The organism is Prosthecobacter sp. (assembly GCF_029946185.1).
Lineage (GTDB): Bacteria > Verrucomicrobiota > Verrucomicrobiia > Verrucomicrobiales > Verrucomicrobiaceae > Prosthecobacter.
Genome location: NZ_JAQSEA010000113.1, coordinates 1 through 4402, shown reverse-complemented (window position 1 = coordinate 4402; position 4402 = coordinate 1). Strand labels below are relative to the sequence as shown.

The following is a 4402-nucleotide window of genomic DNA, read 5'->3' as shown; positions in this document are numbered from 1 at the left end:
CCTACACCAAGGCCCTCCTCGCCTGCGTCCCCCGCATGGGCCCCAAGCAGCCCCGTCTCAAGGCCATCGACTACACCGCCTTGGACGCATAATCGCCATTGCACCCCACCTGAAAGCCATGCTAGCCTCCGGCTATGAAAGCCTGGCTCATCCTCTTTGCGATGGCAGCGCCCCTCAGCGCGCAGGTCGTCCTGCCAGCCACCGGCAAGAAGTTTGACACCCGCACCATCAACGGCAGCGGTGGCACCAGCGGCGTCAGCATCAACAACACCGCCCAGCCTGTGCCACCCACCAAGACCAGGCTCACCTCCTACTTCCTGCTCGGAGATCCACGCCAGTGGAAAAGCACCGATGGCAAATCCCTCCTCGGCACTCTCACCATCTTTGAGGACTCCGTTCTCGAATTCGACGCCGCCAATCCCGCCGCCGCCCGCGAAGCCGCCCAAAAAGCTCCCCCTCCCAAAATGCCCGACAAGCCCACGCTCCTCCGCGATGGCAAAATCCGTCTGCTGGTAAACCAAAAACCCGTCGAAGTGCCGCTCGAACGTCTCAGCGAAGCGGACCGCAAGTACGTCGAGGATTTGAACGCCAGGCTCCCCAAGTGATCTCAGTCAAAGTCAGCATCCACTCAACCCAAGCTCGCACCATGAACTGCTCACTCACCGCCCTCATACTCCTCCTCGCTGCAGCCTTCCTGCCCGCTTGCAGCGCATTAACCGAAAAGTCGCCACCCAAAACGGAGCGTGAAATGGAAGCCGAGGCTCGCACCAATCAAATGGTTCCCGACAATATCCGCGACCCCCGTCCCGACATGCCCCCCGTCGGCCCGCTCTCCATGCCCATGCGCTGACCTCGTAGATTGCGTACGGCGTAAAGTGGGATGGGTGTGGCCGCACTTTTCTTTCCTTGTGCGCAGGTGCTAATTTACGTCAGCTATTCCTCAGCCTCAACGAGGCTGCGGAATGCAGTCTCCGGTTATGAAGCCATAGGGCAGGAAGTCAAACCCAGCACGCTGTCATCACGCATCGCCTCCCTACTTTCACACCCCCGCCGCCCGCAGCACCGTCTCATGCACGGCAATGTCATGCGCCGCATCCCACCCCAGCTTCTTCTCCCCACGCACCACCCGCGCCAGATCCATAAACTCCCCAGCATACCGATCCTTCGGCACGCTGAGCTGAAATGACTGCGTGCCCTTCTTGTAGCTCCCCCGCGCCTTCGTCAGCGACAGATTCACCTTCCCGCTCTCCAGCGGCAAAATCTCAAACGTCCCCTCCGTCCCCGTCACGTTAAAGCGCCGCCTCGGTCCTCCAAACGGATCCGCATGGTTGCAGCGCACCACCGCCGTCGCCTTCGCATACTGCAGCACCGCCATCTGGTTGTCCTTCACCCCATCGCTCTGCGTCGGCGTTGAAAAAGCCGTCACTCCCTGCGGCTTGCCAAGAATCGTCACCACCGCGTCCATCACATGGCCGGCAAGTTCAAACATCCCGCCGCCTGGCAGCGCCCCCATGATCCCACGCTGCTTCGCATCCCCCAGCTTGCCCATCGCCGCATCGATCTCCGTGATCTCCCCCAGCCACCCCTCACGCACCGCCTGAAACAGCAGTTCAAACGCCGGGTTATACCGCAGCATATATCCCATCTGCACCGTCAGCCCCCGCTTCTCCGCCTCCAGCCGCATCGTCTTAAATTCGTCATGCCCTAGCGCCCCCGGCTTGTCCAGATGCACATGCTTCCCCGCCTGAATGCACCGCAGCGCCGTCGCACACGACTCTTCCATCCGCGTCTCCACCGCGACCGCTTTTAAATCCGGCGTCCCCAGCAGCTTCTCTTCCGTCAGCATCGGCACCCCCTCATATCCCTTCTCCGCAGCCACCACGCCCACCACCTCCCAAAGCTCCGGCAAAGCCCGCATTGCCGCCATCTTCCCCGCCGCATGCGCATGCTCCGAACCAATCTGCCCAATCCGCAGTCTGGCACTGCCGCTGGCAGCAAAAGCAGTCGAACCACAGGCGAGGAGAAAAGTACGTCGTTTCATCATGATCACTCTGAAACGACGCCAAACAGCCATTCCTCACTCCGAAAGCTTCATCGCCACAATAACAGGCAGTTGCACCGGCAGCGTCACCACGTCAAAAGCCCCTGCCGCGATGCGTTCACCAGGGGTGACACTCTTTCGGAAAGAGTCGCGAAACTCCAGTGCGGCACTCGCGCAACTGCTCAGATTCAAACCGGCAATGAGGAAGAGAAGGGGGCGGATAAGTTTCGTTTTCATAAGGGGGAACGTGCTTGTCGTTGTACACACCACATCATCCCTCACCGCCCGCAAATCTCCTCATTGACGCTCTGCATGCTTGCATTGCCTCGGCCAATCCACCCACCCGCCCTGCCTCCGTGTGGCAGAACTGATGGACCCACCTCATCAGGGCTTCTTCACTTCAGGCTTCGGCTCCGTCAGCACCTCCTCCATCTGTGCCGCCGTAAGTTCCAGATCAACCGTCCCACGCTCCTCCGCATGCCACAGCGTGGCATTCAGCCGCTTCACCCACTCTTCGTCCGTGGTTTTGAGCAGATCATGCTGCACCACGGGCGGCGTTAGACGGAAATCGAAGCCCTGAGATTCATCGGCCTGCCATGCGAATCCATGATCGCGTCCCGGACCATACTCATGCTGCCGAGGGCCAAGATCCTGCGCCTTATTCTCTCGCAGCTCAGGGTCTTCCAGCACCAGAAGAAAGCCCTCCGCCAGGGGTTGTCCGCGTGATTCCGCCGGCCGGTGTTCGCGTGCCGGAAGCACCTGCGGATAAACCCAATGCAGGCGGCCCTTGGTCTCCCAGCCGATAAAGTTCGGCACGACGGGCGGGAACTCCACACGCAGGCCCGGACGCACCGGAAAGACGGCTCCTTGCTCCCAGAGCTTCTTGAAGGAAACGGTGCCCATGCGCCGCATTTCATGCACCGCGAGCCGCAGACGCCAGCGCGCTGGCATCGCTTTCGGATCAAGATTCAGCGGCTTGATGGCCGCCTGAATCCTCGCCCTCCCGTTGAAGAGCGCATTGTTATACAATTGATGCCCCCAGAGCGTGGTCGGGGCGCTGTGTTTGAGCAGAGCTCGGAGATGCTCAAGGTGCAGCCAGGAGTCGTATCCATTCGTATTCGGCACCAGATCGGAATAACTGCCAAGGGGAGGCCACTGTTTTTTCCCATCCATCATCGGCGCAAAATCAATGACACTGGCCACTTCGTCTTTGCCCAGCCCGGTGATCCGCAGCGTGGGCCACAGCGCCCGCCCTGGAGTCTTGTCAGCAGGATCCGCCTTGCCCGTTTTCACACCAAGTTTGGTGACTGGATAGCCAAGCACAGGCGGCGTGATCCAGTCCACCTTCCACATCGCTGAGACAAGCGGTGCCTGCATCACGCTGATGACAAGCACCCCAGCCGCAACCGCCCGCCGCCGCGGCACAGTCGCGAGCCACCACGCCGCGATGATGCCGAGGAATTCGACCACGCTGGCGACAACTCCTCCGCAAACTTTCAAAGCCTCGGCCCCAGCATCGTTTTTAGCGGGCCACCAAAACTGCATCATGGACACTCCACCCGTGAGCCAGAGTCCTGCAAGCAGCACCCCGACGACCGCTAGGGCGATGACTTGCCGCGTCGTGCTCGTGAGAGCCGTGAGCGCGCTCACAGTTCCGATCACCAACCCAAAGTAGAGCATCAACCCACTGCCAAGCGCGAGCCATGCCCCCATTCCAAGCTGAAAGCCAGCCCATCCTGTGCTTTCCACAATCAGCAATGGCAGCACGATGCCGCAGAACAGAAACGCCATCTTGCCAAGCCAGAGCGCTGTCTGCCCAATGGGCCGCGTGAGCGTCATGCAGTCGGTGTTCGACGGCGAGTCCGCACAGATGCATCGCCACGCCACCGTGGCAGGAAGCAGGAACATCAGCAAAGGAACAAACCCCCAGAAAGCATAGTAGAAATTGTCGTTGTCCGTGGCGGAGCCATAACAGCGATGCAGCAGCGTCCACGCGATCCAGGCAAAGACCCAGACGTGGTGATGCCGCCACTCCGTGCGGAACTGATGCATGATTCGATTGAGCAGCGTGACAGTCATGGTTTGCGGAGCCTCCAGGCACGTTGTTCCGGCAGATACTCAAAATCGGCGGCCCGCAGGTGCCGGTAGCGCGGCCACTGCTTCTCACTGTCCACCTCCGCCTTCCAAAGCTTGGCACCATCGGCCTCGAGCAGTTTGGGATAAGGCAGGCCGCTGTTACGCGATGGTGCGTCCCCCCCCATGGCCATCCATCGCAGGCACACCTCCAGCGCCTCACGGCTGCCGTACGCGGCTGCTGTTGTGAATCGGTCTGCAACCAAATAGTTTTCATTCCTCAGGGCT

At 60.6% G+C, this 4402-nt stretch carries 6 protein-coding genes; 2 read left to right on the top strand and 4 right to left on the bottom strand.

Annotation, left to right across the window (positions count from 1 at the left end; genetic code table 11):
- Nucleotides 1-134 precede the first annotated feature (134 nt).
- Together PSV43_RS08850 and PSV43_RS08845 are read left to right on the top strand one after the other, a co-directional pair.
- Nucleotides 135-605, top strand: coding sequence for a hypothetical protein (locus PSV43_RS08850; protein ID WP_300195792.1), 471 nt, complete (start codon nucleotides 135-137; stop codon nucleotides 603-605).
- Nucleotides 606-646: 41 nt separating this feature from the next.
- On the top strand, nucleotides 647-850 hold the full coding sequence (locus PSV43_RS08845; RefSeq protein ID WP_300195789.1) for a hypothetical protein: 204 nt from the start codon (nucleotides 647-649) through the stop codon (nucleotides 848-850).
- A gap of 189 nt (nucleotides 851-1039) precedes the next feature.
- Here the strand turns inward: PSV43_RS08845 and PSV43_RS08840 are convergent, their stop codons facing one another.
- From PSV43_RS08840 to PSV43_RS08825, 4 genes are all read right to left on the bottom strand, one after another.
- Nucleotides 1040-2044, bottom strand: a complete 1005-nt coding sequence (locus PSV43_RS08840; RefSeq protein WP_300195786.1) for a Gfo/Idh/MocA family oxidoreductase — start codon at nucleotides 2042-2044, stop codon at nucleotides 1040-1042.
- A gap of 33 nt (nucleotides 2045-2077) precedes the next feature.
- Nucleotides 2078-2278, bottom strand: a complete 201-nt coding sequence (locus tag PSV43_RS08835) for a hypothetical protein (protein WP_300195782.1) — start codon at nucleotides 2276-2278, stop codon at nucleotides 2078-2080.
- Between the two features lie 147 nt (nucleotides 2279-2425).
- Nucleotides 2426-4120, bottom strand: a complete 1695-nt coding sequence (locus PSV43_RS08830; RefSeq protein WP_300195779.1) for a hypothetical protein — start codon at nucleotides 4118-4120, stop codon at nucleotides 2426-2428.
- On the bottom strand, nucleotides 4117-4402 hold a 286-nt coding region (locus PSV43_RS08825; RefSeq protein WP_300195776.1), incomplete at its 5' end, for a hypothetical protein. The genes PSV43_RS08830 and PSV43_RS08825, both read right to left, overlap by 4 nt.